This window comes from Collinsella sp. AM16-21, from assembly GCF_003471905.1.
Lineage (GTDB): Bacteria > Actinomycetota > Coriobacteriia > Coriobacteriales > Coriobacteriaceae > Collinsella.
Window position 1 is genome coordinate 55,707 of sequence record NZ_QRKJ01000014.1, and the last position, 15,379, is coordinate 71,085.

Annotated in this window: 15 protein-coding genes and 1 tRNA gene; all 16 read left to right on the forward strand. The window is 62.5% G+C overall.

Features of this window, described 5'->3' with window-relative positions; genetic code table 11:
* Positions 1-288 precede the first annotated feature (288 nt).
* The 16 genes from DW180_RS08205 (at position 289) to DW180_RS08280 (ending at position 15,187) form a co-directional block, all read left to right on the forward strand.
* Positions 289-2,970 carry a cation-translocating P-type ATPase gene (locus DW180_RS08205; RefSeq protein WP_118238371.1) on the forward strand — a complete coding sequence of 894 codons (2,682 nt, stop codon included), beginning with the start codon at positions 289-291 and terminating at the stop codon, positions 2,968-2,970.
* 614 nt (positions 2,971-3,584) lie between these two features.
* Positions 3,585-4,538, forward strand: a complete 954-nt coding sequence (gene rsgA, locus DW180_RS08210) for a ribosome small subunit-dependent GTPase A (RefSeq protein WP_199569956.1) — start codon at positions 3,585-3,587, stop codon at positions 4,536-4,538.
* A gap of 253 nt (positions 4,539-4,791) precedes the next feature.
* The gene (cpaB, locus tag DW180_RS08215) at positions 4,792-5,451 is read left to right on the forward strand and encodes a Flp pilus assembly protein CpaB (protein ID WP_233540205.1); all 660 of its coding nucleotides are present in this window, start codon (positions 4,792-4,794) and stop codon (positions 5,449-5,451) included.
* Positions 5,451-7,100 carry a P-loop NTPase gene (locus DW180_RS08220; protein WP_118238372.1) on the forward strand — a complete coding sequence of 550 codons (1,650 nt, stop codon included), beginning with the start codon at positions 5,451-5,453 and terminating at the stop codon, positions 7,098-7,100. Before cpaB ends, DW180_RS08220 begins: the two co-directional genes overlap by 1 nt.
* Positions 7,097-8,425, forward strand: coding sequence for a CpaF family protein (locus tag DW180_RS08225; protein WP_006235095.1), 1,329 nt, complete (start codon positions 7,097-7,099; stop codon positions 8,423-8,425). The genes DW180_RS08220 and DW180_RS08225 overlap by 4 nt, the downstream gene beginning before the upstream one ends.
* Positions 8,398-9,324 carry a type II secretion system F family protein gene (locus DW180_RS08230; RefSeq protein ID WP_118238373.1) on the forward strand — a complete coding sequence of 309 codons (927 nt, stop codon included), beginning with the start codon at positions 8,398-8,400 and terminating at the stop codon, positions 9,322-9,324. Before DW180_RS08225 ends, DW180_RS08230 begins: the two co-directional genes overlap by 28 nt.
* Positions 9,321-9,962: a type II secretion system F family protein gene (locus DW180_RS08235; protein WP_117583819.1), complete on the forward strand. Its 642-nt coding sequence runs from the start codon at positions 9,321-9,323 to the stop codon at positions 9,960-9,962. The genes DW180_RS08230 and DW180_RS08235 overlap by 4 nt, the downstream gene beginning before the upstream one ends.
* 10 nt (positions 9,963-9,972) lie before the next feature.
* Entirely contained in the window at positions 9,973-10,206 is a 234-nt protein-coding gene (locus DW180_RS08240) for a hypothetical protein (RefSeq protein WP_089572694.1), read from the forward strand.
* On the forward strand, positions 10,170-10,733 hold the full coding sequence (locus DW180_RS08245) for a hypothetical protein (protein WP_124785843.1): 564 nt from the start codon (positions 10,170-10,172) through the stop codon (positions 10,731-10,733). The genes DW180_RS08240 and DW180_RS08245 overlap by 37 nt, the downstream gene beginning before the upstream one ends.
* 1 nt (position 10,734) lies before the next feature.
* Positions 10,735-10,953, forward strand: a complete 219-nt coding sequence (locus tag DW180_RS10170) for a hypothetical protein (protein WP_006235089.1) — start codon at positions 10,735-10,737, stop codon at positions 10,951-10,953.
* Positions 10,889-11,425: a TadE/TadG family type IV pilus assembly protein gene (locus tag DW180_RS08250; protein WP_089572690.1), complete on the forward strand. Its 537-nt coding sequence runs from the start codon at positions 10,889-10,891 to the stop codon at positions 11,423-11,425. The genes DW180_RS10170 and DW180_RS08250 overlap by 65 nt, the downstream gene beginning before the upstream one ends.
* A gap of 64 nt (positions 11,426-11,489) precedes the next feature.
* A complete protein-coding gene (locus tag DW180_RS08255) occupies positions 11,490-13,550 on the forward strand; it encodes a hypothetical protein (protein WP_117803619.1) in 2,061 nt (686 codons plus the stop codon).
* Positions 13,550-14,026: a TadE/TadG family type IV pilus assembly protein gene (locus DW180_RS08260; protein ID WP_117759589.1), complete on the forward strand. Its 477-nt coding sequence runs from the start codon at positions 13,550-13,552 to the stop codon at positions 14,024-14,026. Before DW180_RS08255 ends, DW180_RS08260 begins: the two co-directional genes overlap by 1 nt.
* Positions 14,002-14,382, forward strand: a complete 381-nt coding sequence (locus tag DW180_RS08265; RefSeq protein WP_117803620.1) for a DUF192 domain-containing protein — start codon at positions 14,002-14,004, stop codon at positions 14,380-14,382. The genes DW180_RS08260 and DW180_RS08265 overlap by 25 nt, the downstream gene beginning before the upstream one ends.
* A gap of 324 nt (positions 14,383-14,706) precedes the next feature.
* Positions 14,707-14,991 carry a ribbon-helix-helix domain-containing protein gene (locus DW180_RS08275; protein WP_035137167.1) on the forward strand — a complete coding sequence of 95 codons (285 nt, stop codon included), beginning with the start codon at positions 14,707-14,709 and terminating at the stop codon, positions 14,989-14,991.
* 123 nt (positions 14,992-15,114) lie between these two features.
* Positions 15,115-15,187 (forward strand) — tRNA-Phe (locus DW180_RS08280).
* Positions 15,188-15,379: the final 192 nt, after the last annotated feature.

Here is a 15,379-nt window from a genome sequence, read left to right on the forward strand (position 1 = left end):
ATCTTTACCAACCACTCCAACCGCTGCTATCTGGGCGATATGTCAGTTTGGCGATGTGCCGAAGAAAAAACGTTTTACCAATGTTGAGCATCACACGGTCTGCACCGTTGCGTGCGGACCATATTTCCAAACCGATTGTTTTGGCTAGACGCGTCTCTTTGGGGTACCATAGCTCCACTATCAACTGCCGCTCAGCACGGCAGCCTTGATGAGCCCTTGCCCTTCTCCTGGGAATTATGATCGGGCATCAATCTGCTGAGTGGCCCGAATCCCAGGAGGGGACTCTATATGCAAAAGGAATACCTGTCCGCCGCGGCGGAGGTGCTCAGCGACCAAGGTGTCGATGAGAACCTCGGCCTGAGCAACGACGAGGCGTCTTCGCGCCTCGCCAAGACAGGCCCTAACAAGCTCGAGGAAGCCGAGAAGACGCCGCTGTGGAAGCGTTTCTTTGAGCAGATGGCCGACCCCATGGTCATCATGCTGATCGTTGCCGCCGTCATCAGTGCGCTCACGGGCATGGTCAAGGGCGAGCCCGACTTTGCCGATGTTGCCATCATCATGTTCGTCGTTATCGTCAACTCGGTGCTGGGCGTGGTCCAGGAAGCCAAGAGCGAGGAGGCCCTCGAGGCCCTGCAGGAGATGAGTGCGGCGCAGTCCAAGGTGCTACGCGACGGCAAGCTCGTGCACCTGCCGAGCGCCGAGCTCGTGCCCGGCGACGTGATCATGCTCGAGGCGGGCGACTCCGTCCCGGCCGACTGCCGCGTGCTCGAGAGCGCCACGATGAAGATCGAAGAGGCCGCGCTCACCGGCGAGTCCGTGCCCGTCGAGAAGCATGCCAACGTGATCGAGCTCGCCGCCGGCACCGACGACGTGCCGCTCGGCGACCGTAAGAACATGTGCTATATGGGCTCCACCGTCGTGTACGGCCGTGGTCGCGCCGTCGTGGTCGGCACCGGCATGAACACCGAGATGGGCAAGATCGCCGGCGCCCTGGCCGAGGCCAAGGAAGAGCTCACGCCGCTGCAGGTGAAGCTCGCCGAGCTCAGCCGCATCCTCACCATCATGGTGATCGTCATCTGCGTCGTCATCTTTGGCGTTGACATCCTCCGCCACGGCGTGGGCAACGTCCTTACCGATCCGACTGCCCTGCTCGACACCTTTATGGTCGCCGTCTCGCTCGCCGTCGCCGCCATCCCCGAGGGCCTTGTTGCCGTCGTGACCATCGTCCTTTCGCTTGGCGTGACCAAGATGGCCAAGCGCCAGGCGATTATCCGCAAGCTCTCTGCTGTCGAGACCCTTGGCTGCACACAGACCATCTGCTCCGACAAGACCGGTACCCTTACCCAGAACAAGATGACCGTCGTCAAGCACGAGCTCGCTGCGCCCAAGGAGAAGTTCCTGGCCGGCATGGCGCTGTGCTCCGATGCTCAGTGGGACGAGGAGCTGGGCGAGGCCGTGGGCGAGCCGACCGAGTGCGCGCTCGTCAACGACGCCGGCAAGGCTGGCCTCACCGGCCTGACTGCCGAGCATCCGCGCGTGGGCGAGGCCCCGTTCGACTCGGGCCGCAAGATGATGTCCGTGATCGTCGAGACCTTGGATGGCGAGTACGAGCAGTACACCAAGGGCGCGCCCGACGTGGTGATCGGCCTGTGCACCCATATCTACGAGGGCGAAAAGGTCGTCCCGCTGACCGAGGAGCGTCGCGCCGAGCTCGTGGCCGCCAACAAGGCCATGGCCGACGAGGCTCTGCGCGTGCTGGCGCTGGCAAGCCGCACCTACACCGAGGTCCCGAGCGACTGCAGCCCCGCTGCGCTCGAGCACGACTTGGTCTTCTGCGGCCTGTCCGGCATGATCGACCCGGTCCGCCCCGAGGTCGCCGAAGCCATCCGCGAGGCCCACGACGCTGGCATTCGCACCGTCATGATCACGGGCGACCACATCGACACCGCCGTGGCCATCGCCAAGCAGCTGGGCATCGTCACCGATCGCAGCCATGCCATCACCGGTGCCGACCTCGATCGCATGAGCGACGAGGAGCTCGACGCGCACATCGAGGACTACGGCGTGTACGCCCGCGTCCAGCCCGAGCACAAGACCCGCATCGTCGAGGCCTGGAAGTCGCGTGACCAGATCGTGGCCATGACGGGCGATGGCGTCAACGACGCCCCGTCCATCAAGCGCGCCGACATCGGCGTGGGCATGGGCATCACCGGTACCGATGTCACCAAGAACGTCGCCGACATGGTGCTTGCCGACGACAATTTCGCCACCATCATCGGTGCCTGCGAAGAGGGCCGTCGCATCTACGACAACATCCGCAAGGTCATCCAGTTCCTGCTTTCGGCCAACCTTGCCGAGGTCTTCTCGGTGTTTATCGCCACGCTCATCGGCTTTACCATCTTCCAGCCGGTGCAGCTGCTGTGGGTGAACCTGGTCACCGACTGCTTCCCTGCGCTCGCGCTGGGCATGGAGGACGCCGAGGGCGACATCATGAAGCGCAAGCCGCGCAACGCCAAGGATGGTGTCTTTGCCGGACATATGGGTCTGGACTGCGTGGTCCAGGGCCTAATCATCACCGTGCTGGTGCTGGCGAGCTTCTTTGTGGGCGTGTACTTTGACATGGGCTACATCCACATCGCCGATATGATCGCCGGCAATGCCGACGAGGAAGGCGTGATGATGGCCTTCATCACGCTCAACATGGTCGAGATTTTCCACTGCTTCAATATGCGCAGCCGTCGTGCGTCGCTGTTCACCATGAAGAAGCAGAACAAGTGGCTGTGGGCTTCCGCCGCGCTGGCGCTGGTGCTGACGGTGATCGTAACCGTGCAGCCGACGCTTGCCGAGATGTTCTTTGGCCCCGTGACGCTTGAGCTCAAGGGCGTTGTTGCTGCCCTGGGCCTGGCCTTCCTGATCATCCCGCTGATGGAGATCTACAAGGCGATCATGCGCGCGGTCGAGAAGGAGTAAGTTAACCTGTCCGGGCCCGCCCCTGCGTGTTTTCTTCTTCGCTGGTCCTCGCGCTTCGCGCTGCGGGATCGCTCAGAAGAAAACACTCCCGGGGTGGGCCCTACGGTATCCTTACTGGCTTTTCTCCCGCGCGGATGAAAAAGGGCTGAGGGAAAGAAGGTGAGCGGCCGAGCAATTGCTCGGCCGCTCGTTTTGAATAAAGGATGTGCCCTTTGGAAACCCCTCTCGGGGGGCGGGCCCTGCGGTGACGTTGCTGACTTTTCTCCCGTGTGGATGATAAAGGCTGAGGGAAAGTGTGTGAGTCGGTCGAGCATTTGCTCGACCGACTCTTTTTTGTGGGAAAATACCTGCTCAGTTGTGATTTATGGTGCTGGGAGGCGCTTGTGGGCAAGGCTAAGGCTAAAGCGAAGAAAAAGACGACGGGGGCGCGGGCTAAGCGTGACCGTCGTCGGAAGCTTGCGACCGAAGCCCCCGCGTCTGCCGAGGAGTTGTTGACGAGCGTACCGGGGCTCGATGCGTTGCAGGATGTTCCGGCGTTTGACGATCTGCCGGTTGATGCCGCCCAACGGGCAGCCTTCGATGATTTTTGCGCGCAAGCCGAGGAACCCGAGCAGATGCAGTTGGGCGCCGTGGTGCGCCTGGACCGCGGGTTTCCGCTGGTGGCGACTGCCGATGACACGTTTCGTGCCGAGCATGCCGTGGGGTTTGCCAAGTCGCGCGGCGAGGACGAGGTCCTGCTGCCTGCCGTGGGCGACCGTGTGGCGGTGCGCCGCGCTCCCGGGCACGATATGGGCGTGATTGAGTGCGTGCTGCCGCGCCGTACGAGCTTTGAGCGTTGGCGTGGCCGTGCCCGCGGTGAGCGCCAGGTGCTCTGCTCCAACGTTGACAGCGTGCTGATCGTGCAGGCGCTCGGCGCCGGCGAGGTGCTGCTCGATCGCGTGGCGCGCTCACTGGTATTGGCGCTCGATTGCGATGCCGAGCCGGTGGTGGTGCTCACCAAGGCCGACCGCTGCGAGGCCGATGAGCTCGAGCGCGATCTGGACCGCGTGCGTCGTCTGGTGGGTCCGGACGTGCGCGTGATCGTGACGTCTTCTGCCGAGGGCCGCGGTCTGGACGAGGTCCGTGCCTGCGTGCCCGCCGGGAGCTGCGCCATGATTCTGGGCGAGTCGGGTGCCGGCAAGTCGACGCTGCTCAATGCACTGCTGGGCCACGATACGTTGGCGACCGGCGGTGTGCGCGAACGCGACGACCAGGGCCGTCACACTACCGTCGCGCGCGTGATGGTGGCGCTGCCGGGCGACGCCGGCGTGATCGCCGATGCCCCGGGCCTGCGCAGCTTACCGCTCGTGGGTCACGAGCGGGGTCTGGCGCGCGCCTTCCCCGAGATTGTCGAGGCATCGCGCGCGTGCCGGTTTGGCGATTGCACGCATACCCATGAGCCGGGTTGCGCCGTTCGCGAGGCCGAGGACGCCGGGCAGATTGACAGCCTGCGTCTGGAAACGTTCCAAAACCTGGCGTCATCCATGCGCGTGAGCGCTCAAATGCTCGATCCCGATGTCCATCTGTAATTGATTTTTCCTATGACAGCCGTCTCCCAACTGTTCGGGAGACGGCTTTTTTGCTGCGGAAAAGCCTCGAAACATGCAGTTTGCTGACGTGCTGACCAAAACCTTGCCACGAGCTTGACGGGCTGGTCAGCTTTTGGTCAGCGATTGGTTTTGACATCGAAAACCAAGATTGCGATTGCGCCGCTTTGCACTCTGACCGCTCAGACAATGGTGGTACAGGCATTCGCCCGGCACTGCCATGAGAGGAGCGGCCGTGAACAAGAGCAAGCGCATCGCCATCAGTCTGGTCACGGGCGTGCTCGCTGCTCTGCTTTGCATGGTTTACGGCTCGTCGATCCGCTCGCAAGCCGAACAGGTCCAGGCTGAGACCTTGGCCAAGTACGGTGGCGATCGCGTCGAGGTATGCGTCGCGGCGCGCGATATCGATGTGGGCGAGACCCTCGATGAGACCAATGTCATAACCCAGGAATGGCTGACGAGCCTGCTGCCGCGTGACGCGGCGACCGAGCTGCGCCAGGTGCGCGGCGACGTGACGACTTCGCGTATTCCCAAAAACGCCGTGATCTGCAATGTCTACACCAAGGCCGAGAGCCGCAAGCTCGAGGTGCCTAAGGGCAAGGTCGCCGTTTCGGTGGCGGTCGATGCCGAGCACTCGGTCGGCGGTGCTACGGGCGTGGGCAGCTACGTGGATGTGTATGTGCAAAAAGACGGCGTAACCGATCGGCTGTGCGGCGCGCACGTGATCGATACCAGTGAGGATTCCGGTGCCACGCGCGAGGGCAAGATCGAATGGGTGACGCTGGCGGCTGACCCCGAAGACGTCAAGGAACTGCTGGGAGCCTCGGGCAAGGGAACGGTCAGCTTGACGATTCCCGCCACGGCGCGCGGCAAAAAGAGCGGAGGCGACGAGTGATGAAGGCGATCTGGCTTGCGTGCTGCGCGTGCGGCGATTACGGACTGTTGCAGCGGGAAGTCGAGGGCCGTGATGTGGGTGCACAGGTGCTTCGCGTGGGTGACCTGGACGGGCTGGTTTCCATGGCGCGGGCGTTTCCGTCACGCCGCGGGGCTGCCATCATCGCGGCGTCTCTGTTTGATACCGAAGATGTGCGCAAGACTGTTGCGCGCCTGACGGCCGAAGGCCGCGTGAGTCGCGTGGTCGTGTTGATAGAAGCGCTCGATCCGTCGGATATCGAGGGGCTGTTTCGCGCGGGGGCGACCGAGGTCATCGCTGCACACAGTATATGCGGCAACGGGCGCGCGGGCGAGGGAGCGGTTGATTCCGATCAGCGCATGACGATTGAGCCCGATGCTTTTGTTGATAGGGAACCCGGGGCGCCTCGCGCTACAAGAGGCCCGCGTGTTGATGATTATGGAAAAGCGGAAGCCGAGCATGGTCGGCGCCCTCGGAACCCCCTTGTATACGATGACGCTGGAGGGCCGGCGCAGCATGCTGGCGACTCCCCGGCAGTAGATATGGGATACGTGCACGGCGTGAATCTGGCGGATGAACTCGACGAAGTTGAGGGCCTTGCCGGGTGCGGCGAGTTGTCGCTGATGCAGCATGAGCAGATTGCGCAGAACGAGCCTGCCTCGCAGACCGAACAAGCAGCCATGCCGGCTTGGACGCAGCACGTGGTTGCGGCGGGGGAGACGGGGACGCTGTCACCGACGCCCGCCCCGCCGCCTCCGATGCCGCCGGCAGACGCTGCCGCTTCGCCGCATCGAGCTCCGGTCATCTGCGCCATTTCGGGTTCGGGCGGTTGCGGCAAGTCGACGATCGTTGCCACCATGGCACACACATCGTCGCTGTTGGGCTTGCGTGCCGCCGTGCTCGACCTGGACCTGATGTTTGGAAACCTTTACGACTTGTTAGGCGTCGATGCTCCGCGCGATATGGCGGCACTTATCGAGCCGTCGGCGGCGGGCACGCTCACCGAGCCGGATATCGTAGCCACATCGATGCGCGTGGCGCCGGGCGTTACGCTCTGGGGTCCCGTCGCGGCGCCCGAGCAAGCTGAGCTCATGGCGCGTCCGGTGGAGCTACTGCTTGATGTCCTGCGTCGCGAATCCGACGTGGTATTTATCGATACCTCGGTCTTTTGGGGCGACGCCGTGGCGGCTGCGGTGGCGGCGAGCGACCGTTGCCTGGTCGTTGGCGATGCGGCGGTGTCGTCCGCGACATCGGCGTCGCGCGTCATCGAACTGGCAAGTCGAGTAGGTGTGCCGCGCACGCGCATGAGCGCCGTGTTCAACCGGTTCGGTGCGCGCGGGGCAGACGAGGACGTCGCCATGCGCTTTGAGATTGCCTGTGCGTTGAGCTCCAAGATTCGTATCGCCGATGGCGGGCAGGATCTCGCCGCGCTCATGGCGTTTGGGCGCGCTGACGAGGCGGTGGGGCAGACCAGTGCTTTTGCGACTAGCATGCGCGAGGCCACGCGCGAGATGCTCGTGGAACTGGGGTGCGCCGTCGGCCCTTGGGGCGATATGGTCGCCGACCGTGCAACGCGTACCGAACGCCCGCGTATCCGCCTTCCCTGGTTGCGCGAGGGTGATCAGCGATGAGCCTGCAAACGAGGATTAAGGCTGCCGGCGCTGCAGCGGCGGCAGCGCCTGTAGATGCGGGGCGTCGCCGCGCGGTGAAACGACGCACCAAGCGCGCCGTGATGGACCGCATGGGTTACGACGAAGTGGCGCGTATCAGCGCCTATATCGACCCGGCACTTGCCCGCTCGGAATTGCGTCCTGCGGTGGAGGCGGCGCTCAATGTTGAGGAGCCGACCGATCTCGCGACGCCCGAGCGCGAAACCATCATCGACGAGATTTTGGATGACGTGGTGGGCTTGGGGCCGTTGCAGCCGCTCATCGAGGACGACACCGTTACCGAGATCATGATCAACGGCTGCCGCTCGGCTTTCTTTGAACGCGGCGGCGTCTTGTACCCCATCGAGCATGCGTTTGAGGATGATGAACAGATCCGTGTGCTTATCGACCGCATCATCTCGCCACTTGGCCGCCGTATCGACGAGCGCAGCCCCATCGTCAACGCCCGCCTCAAAACGGGCTATCGCGTCAACGCGGTGATTCCGCCTGTGGCGATTGACGGACCGATTCTCACCATCCGAAAGTTCTCGGACCGTATCTGCTCGCTGGACGAGCTTGTGGGGCTGGGGTCGCTGCCGCTTTGGTATGCGCAGCTGCTGTCGTGCGCGGTGTCGCTGCGACAGGACCTGGCGGTTGCGGGAGGCACGGGATCTGGTAAGACCACCCTGCTCAACGCGTTGTCATGTGAGATTTCCACCGGCGAGCGCATCGTGACGATCGAGGACTCTGCCGAGCTCAAGTTTGCGCATCATCCGCACGTGGTGCGCCTAGAGGCGCGCGAGGCTTCAATTGAGGGTGAAGGCGCGGTGACGATCCGCGACCTGGTAACTAATGCCCTGCGCATGCGCCCCGACCGCATCGTGGTGGGCGAGGTGCGCGGTGCCGAGTGCTGCGACATGTTGCAGGCCATGAACACGGGCCACGACGGGTCGCTCACCACACTTCATGCGGGTTCAGAACAGGAGACCGTGGTGCGTCTGACGTTGCTTGCACGTTATGGCATCGATCTGCCGAGCGAGCTCATCGAGGAGCAGATTGCCATGGCGCTCGACGGCATCGTGATGTCCGAGCGCCACGCCGATGGCAGGCGTTTCGTCTCCTCGTATTCGGGGGTGCGACGCGCCGCATCGGGTGGCGTAGAGCTCGAGCGCTATGTGACGTTCGATGCCGCCGAGCGCACCTGGACGCTTGACCGCGAGCCGCCGTTTATCGCAGAAGGCCTGCGGTCGGGGACGCTCACACAAGAGGAGGTGGACGAATGGAGATCACTGTGCCCCTCGTCGTAGGGGGCTTGGCAGGGCTTTCTGTCGCGACGGCGTGCGGGGCGGAACCTCGTGTGCCGCAGGTACCGCTGGCGGAGCTGGCACGTCAGGCGCTCGAGACGGTGGCAGAGAAGCTGCCGCGTGAGCTGGTGGAAAACGATCTGCTGAAAAAGATCGCCCGTTCGTGGGCATCGCTGGCTCCGGCGCATCGCCTTGGCCTCGTGATCGAAGATGCTTCGGGACGTTTGGCGTTTCTGCTGCTATCGAGCGGTGTCTGCTGCGTTTTACTAACGATGGTGTCGTTATCGCCCCTCGGATTTGCCTTGGGACTTGTTGCTCCGTTTGCCGTTGGTGCCGCTCGGGATGGCTTTGAGAGCCGGCGCGAGCAACACGATGCAGAAGAGGCAATGCCCGAGGCGTTTACCGCACTTTCCATGTCGCTTGCCTCGGGACATTCGCTGGCCCAGGGCATGCGCTTTGTGGGCGCTCATGCGCAAGAGCCAGTGCATACCGAGTTTTTGCGGGTGGCGGCGGCGATCGATTGCGGCATCTCGGCGACCGACGCGCTCGATGACTTGCTCGTGCGTATCGACGCCCCCGGTCTTTCGCTTGTGACCTTGGCGCTTAAGGTGTCTCAGCGCACCGGCGCTCCGCTTGCCGACTTACTGTCCGAGGCGTCGAGCATGGTGGGGGAGCGCATTGAGCTCAAGCGCCGCCTGGATGTTAAGACGTCGCAGGCTCGCATGTCTGCGCATATGGTCGCGGCGATGCCGGCGGGCATGTGCGCGGTGTTGGCGCTGCTTTCGGCAGATTTTCGTCGCGGTCTTGCGACGCCTGCCGGCGCGGGCGCTGTGGTGCTGGGTCTTGCCCTCAACGCCGTTGCCCTGGTGGTTATCCGGCGCATTATGCGGGTGGAGCTATGAGCGCCCCGGTTGCAGTTGCGGCTTGCCTGTGCGCCCTGAGTGTATTTGTCGCGACGGGTTTGGATCGGGCGGATGCACGCAAGATCGCAGGGGCCTGCATGCGCGAGGCGGTGCTGGTCGCTGCCGCGGGTCGCTCGGTGGTCGATGCTCTGACCGCGCGAGTGAAGGGCGCGGTTGGAGCGGGCGGCCCGGCGCGAGTGTCGCTCGGCGAAGTGTCCGAGATGATCGATGTTGTGCGCTTGGGTCTTTCGGCCGGTCTTTCGTTTGATGCGGCGCTTGAGATTTTCTGCGCCAACCGCCGGTCAGTGCTGGCTCTTCGCCTTGAACGCGCCTGTATGGCGTGGCAGGTGGGCGTGGGCACGCGTGAGGACGAGTTGTTGGCCGCCGCGCGCGACCTGGACGTGCGAGCGCTCGAGACCTTTGCCATCACGGTGGGGCAGGCGCTCGCCCTGGGTGCCCCACTTGCCGAGACGCTGGCCGCTCAAAGTCGCGAGATCCGTGCGGCTCATCGCGCCGCGGTCGAGCGCGAGATCGAGCGTGCACCCGTCAAGCTGCTGATTCCCACCGGCACGCTCATCTTGCCGGCGTTGCTTCTGTCCATATTGGGCCCGCTGCTGGGAGCAGGCGGGATGATGTAGGGAGGAATACATGAACACGATGACTGACGCTGCTGGCAAGGTCCAGGGCTGGGCGTTTTGCCGGGCGGCACATGTTCGTCAGCGCGCCAAGGAACTATTGCAGGAGGAGAGTGCACAGGGTACCACCGAGTATGCCATCTTGGTCGGCGTGCTCGTGGTGATCGCGATCATCGCCATCGTCGCATTTAAGGGCAAGGTCCAAGATCTATGGAACGCTATCAGCGAGGGCATCAACAGCCTGTAGAGGGCGAGCGCCCCATCGGGGTGCTGCTGGTGTTTGCTTGCCTGACCGTGGCGATAGCGGTGGTGCTTTGGGGGCTTAACGCCGCGCGGCAGCAGCGTCCTGGGACCGCCTCCGATTTGGGCTCAGATTCGGCGGTGGCGTCTCAAAAAGATGAGATGCGAGATGCGGACGATTCGGATGTCGCTGTCACGGCGCAAACCTTTCTGCGGGCGCTCGACAAGCGGTCTGGCACTGCGACGGATTCGCCTGAGGGCAACGCGATTGCGGTCCGGCTTGCATGGTCCGAGGACCGACCGATGACCGAAGCGGCAGCGGATATGCTGCGTGCCTATCGCGAGGTACCCACGGCACAACTTGCTCTGAGCGGCTATCTCGATATCAAGGGCAACGTGTGGGGCGCTATCGTGCGCGACGGACGCGGCTGGGTCGATATGGTGACGGTTGCCGCGGATACTGGCGATGCTTCGTGTCGTCTGCGCGCCGTGCGCCTGGTCCCGCAAACAATAAACTCAAAGGAGGGATCGTGAAATGCATGGCGTTCTGCGTGAAGAGGTTGCCCAAGCGACTGTGGAATACGCCATCGTCACGGTGGCGCTGTTATCGATCGTGCTGGCGATTGCGGGACTTTGGCGTGCTGGCACCGATGGGCGCTTGGCGGCGCTGGTCGAGCGGGCGGCATCCCATGGCGTTGCCTCGATGTCGGTTATCGACGCCGCTGCGGGCGCTAAGGACATCGCGTTGTATTGATATCGCGTGCGAGGACCGGGCGCAGTCTACGGTCGAGGCCGCTTTTTTGCTGCCGACGTTTCTGACGCTCATCCTTCTCGCACTGCAGCCGGTGTGCCTGCTCTATACGCGCGCGGTCATGGAGTCTGCCGCCGCCGAGACCGCGCGGCTCATGACCACGACGACGGCGGAGGACGACGATCTTAAGGAGTTCACCCGCCGCCGGCTTGCCGCAGTGCCCAACGTTTCGATCTTTCATGCCGGCGGGCCGCTGTCGTGGGATATCGAGCTTGGCCGGGCCGGTGCGGGTGGCGTCTCGTCCGTGTCCGTTTCCGGCGAGGTCAAGCCGTTGCCCGTGATCGGTGCGTTTGCGCAGGCTATGGGTGGTGCCGCCGAGGGCGGCTACGTTGAGCTCAAGGTCGATGTCTCGTATCAATCGCGTCCCGAATGGCTGGAGGGAGATTATGATTCGTGGATTGCTACATGGGATTAAGCGTTTCTGGTCTAGACGCGTTTTGACGCGCCGTCCGAGCTGCCATTGCAAGCGAGGCGGCTTTATGGGTCGAGCCGGTGTCGATCTGTTTATCGAAGACGGCGCCTATACCACGCTTTCTTCTGCCGTGGTCATCCTAGTGGTGCTCACATTGTTGTTTTCGTCGACCGCGGCGATATGGAGCATGTCGCGTGCCGGGGACACCCAGGTGGCGGCCGATAGCGGCGCGCTGGCGGGTGCCAACGTAGTGTCGTCCTATCACACGGCTGCCACGGTGGTTGATGCGAGTATCTTGAGTCTGGGGCTGGCGGGGTTTGCCACGATCGGGACGGGCCTGGTCGCCATCCTCATCCCGGGTGCCGAGCCGGTTGCCGGCAATATGGTCGACACCGGGATCGAGATCATTAAAACGCGCAACAAGTTTGCCAAAAGCGCATCGGAAGGCTTACAGAAAATCGAGACGGCTCTGCCGTATCTGATCGCCGCGCGTGCCACGCAGGCGGTGTCGGCGCAGGATACCGATAGTGTGACCTATACCGGTACGGCGCTTGCCGTGCCCAGGACATCCGAGTCGGACTTTGCTGCGCTCAAAGGGTCAGAGATCTCGACCGATACCATTAAAGACACATCAGATGATTTAGAGCGTGCGGCCGAGGAGCTGCGGAAGGCCTCGGAGGAGACGGCGAAGGCAAAGGAGCGCGCTTGGCTGGCGGATTGTGGTGGGTCTGACAAGGGCTCGGTCGGCAGCTGTTCTTGTATGTGGGAGCGCGCAAAAAGCCTAACGGATCTTTCCGGTGTTCAAAATCCGCATTACTCATCGAGCGTTACGTGGGAGCCTCAAGTTGCCCTTGATCGCGCGAAGGACTACTACCATTGGCGTCTGACAAATGAGAAGCCCCAGGGCTCGAGTGTCGAGATGAAGGCAGAGTCTGCGGCGCGTAAGGCGTTTTATACCTATGCGAACGCGGAGGTCGATCGGGCATATATAACCGAGAACGGAGACAGGGTTTCCTCCTATATTCCGCTGCTGCCGCGCAACTCTGATGAGGTTCGGGCGACGGAACTCTATACCGATGCGGTGTGGCCGACGAGCGTAAACGATGACAAGGCGTATCTGCATTACGGGACGACCTGCCCCAACTATAAGAAAGGGACGCCGAGCGGATTTGCTTCGGTTGCCGATTACGATGGACAGGATAAATGCAGCAAATGCCATTTTGGCGTTTTGTCGCTTGGTGCTGTTGCGGCGCCTTCAACCTCTATCGAAAACGGCTTCGAGTATCACTTTGACAAGTTTAAAGACGCCCTGGAGGACTACGTCGACTGTCGCAACAAGGAGCTCGAGCTCGAGCGTCAGACCGAGGACGAAGCCGACCGTGCGGGCAATGCGTTCGATACCGCCATCAAAGAACTTTCCGGTGAGCGTCCGCGTATCGCTCCGCCCGGTCGCAACGGCGTGGTTGCCTTTGCGGTTTCGGGTGCCATCTCGAGCCCCGATGAGCTCAACTCTTCGTTTAACACGGCAGTCAGGCTTGGCGATCGCGGTGCCATCTCTGCCGCGGTGCTGGCGCCCGATGGGGCGACGGCGCAAAACAACGTGCTTTCGCGATTTTTCTCGACATTGAAGGAACGCTCGGGTGGCGTTGCCGGCGTACTCGATGGCGTCATGGATGTCTGGGGACGGCTGCTTGTGGGATACGGAGACATCCAAGGTTCGGCCGACGAACTTATGGACGAGATGATTAAAGGCCTAGGAGGGGGCAGCGGCGCGTTGGGCTCCATCGCATCGTGGCTCGGCGATACCGTTTCGGCGTCCGTGGCGGCGTTGGGTCTGGAGCCGTGCGACTTGCGCCTGCGAAAGCCGGTGCTGACCGATTCCGCCAACGTCATTAAGAGTCCGGGGTCTGACATTGCTGGTTTCTCTCAAGCGCAAGACAAGCTGCGAAGTATTCCGTTGGGCGTGACCGATCCCAAGGCGCTTTGCGAGGCGTTGGAATATCAAGTCGAACGCACCATTAGCGGCACGGTGTTCACGCTTGCGGAGATTCCTCTGCCCGGCGGCGGCTCCATCCCGCTCACCGTCGATGTCGCCACGCTGGTTGGCGCTCTGGGCGGTGGGTCGTAATGAGTATCCGCATGCGTCTGCGCGAGGAGCGCGCCCAAGCGACGGTGGAGATGGCAGTGGTTACGCCCGTTTTGCTGGTGCTGGCACTCATCGTGTACAACGTCATGATCTTTGCCAGCGCTGTCGCGCGCTTCGACCGCGTGGTGCCCGACATCGTGTTGGCGCACGCCGTGGCGTCGGAGGGGGAGGGCGACGAAAGCTCTGCCGATGCCTCGGCGACGGTTCAGACTCAAATTCTGAATGCCATGGAAGGCTATGGCTTGCAGATCGAAGTGTCGAGCGAGCAAGGCGCGGAGGCATCGGATGGTGGCCTGCTCTCCCTATCCGGTACGTTTAGGACCTACACCTGCACCATGCACTATGAGCCGTGGCCGACTTCTCTCAGCATCGCTGGCGTTACGCTGGGGGCGCCGACAACGTTGTCGCACGAGCGCGCGGTGACGGTCGATCCATGGCGTCCGGGGGTGGTCATGTGACCGCGGTCTCGTCCTACATCGCGTACGCGCGGGCGCTCAACAGGCTGGGTTGGACGCCGGCCGAGTTTGCGGTGGCGGAGTCGTTTGCCGTGCGCCTGCGCGGCATGCTGGGACGGTGTCCGGTTGCCGCCAACGGTCTGCCGCTCGTCATGGCGTTTCCACGCTGCTCTTCGGTCCATACGTGTTTTATGGCCTATCCCATCGACATCGCCTTCATCGATCGCGACGGCAATATCCTCGCGCGCTACGAAAGCGTTCGTCCTTGGCGCACGTGCTCCTGCCCCGGCGCCTGGGCCGTACTAGAGCGTCCTTCAATCATTGTTTCGATCCCTGCTCTCCAACGCGTGCCGGCTTAAGAATTGGCGACAGCGGACTTTCGTCATACGAAATTGGGTAAGATGGAGGAGAAGATGCATGGATGTTGAGATCCATCCCAACGCTAAAAAGCACCTGACGGAAAAGCAGGTGCTTAGCGCTTGGCTTGCGGTTACTGAGTGCATTCGTCGCGAGTCGAAGGACGAGCCGCCGAGATGGCTTGCGATTGGATGGCTCCCAGACGGACGAAGCGTGGAGCTTGTCGCGGTCGAGCTTGTCCGTGGGTGGCTTATCATTCATGCCTTGTCTCCAGTCCAGAAGAAATTTTGGCAGGAGATTGAACAGGCTCGGCAAAGGGGTCGATGATGGGCAAGACGTATACGGCCGCTAATGGTCAGGTTGTAACGGATGAAATGATTGACGCGTGGTGCGAGTCGTACGAGCGCGGAGAGTTTCCGGATGGCGAACACACCGTTGGTGGGATCGTGCATGGACGGCCCCCACTCTCAGGTGAGGGGACGGCAACGCTGTCGGTCAAGATTCCTCTGGGAATGAAGGAGGCCATTCGTCGACGGGCGGCTGCCGAGGGGATGACGCCAAGTGAGTTTGCCCGTGCGGCTCTGAGCGAAAAACTTCTTGCTGCCGGCTGATGCCTCTGACGTGCCGATTTAAAGAACCGAGGCTGTGCTCAAAAACTTTTTTGAAATTCTCGGTTGACCGGAACGCGTCCTTGGTTATACTAATCAAGCCTTGAAACAAGGCACACCTCAAATGGCTGGGTAGCTCAGTTGGTAGAGCAGAGGACTGAAAATCCTCGTGTCAGGGGTTCGATTCCCTTCCCCGCCACCTTGAATTGACTAGGACCTCTGCAAAGGGGTCCTTTTCTTTTATGTAGCCCTCGCACGGAATCGAACCCCGTGAGGGCGCGGAGCTGAGTAAACGCGTAAGCGTTTGCCAGCGCAGCTCGCAAGGCGCGTAAGCGCCGCAGCGGTTCGTCCGCGCAGCGCGCGGACGCGATTCCCGGCTTATAGGACAAAA